The organism is Leuconostoc fallax, assembly GCF_004354645.1.
Taxonomy (GTDB): domain Bacteria; phylum Bacillota; class Bacilli; order Lactobacillales; family Lactobacillaceae; genus Leuconostoc_B; species Leuconostoc_B fallax.
On sequence record NZ_PUFI01000004.1, the window covers coordinates 1 to 433 of the forward strand.

Below are 433 nucleotides of genomic sequence, written 5' to 3' on the forward strand. Positions count from 1 at the left end.
AATCAATTAGTACGAGTGAATCCGTATCTGGCTCAGAATCAATTAGTACAAGCGAATCTGTATCCGGTTCTGAATCAGTAAGTACAAGCGAATCTATTTCTAGCTCTGAATCAGTAAGTACAAGCGAATCTATTTCTAGCTCCGAATCAATTAGTGCGAGTGAATCCGTATCCGGCTCAGAATCAGTAAGTACGAGTGAATCCGTATCCGGCTCAGAATCAGTAAGTACGAGTGAATCCGTATCCGGTTCTGAATCAATTAGTGCGAGTGAATCCGTATCTGGCTCGGAATCAGTAAGTACAAGCGAATCTGTATCCGGTTCTGAATCAGTAAGTACAAGTGAATCCGTATCCGGTTCTGAATCAATTAGTGCGAGTGAATCCGTATCTGGCTCGGAATCAGTAAGTACAAGCGAATCTATTTCCGGTTCTGA

1 protein-coding gene is annotated in these 433 nt (G+C 42.5%); it reads left to right on the forward strand.

Annotated elements, in window-relative coordinates:
* On the forward strand, positions 1–433 hold a 433-nt coding region (locus C5L23_RS08550; RefSeq protein WP_193617320.1), incomplete at both ends, for a hypothetical protein.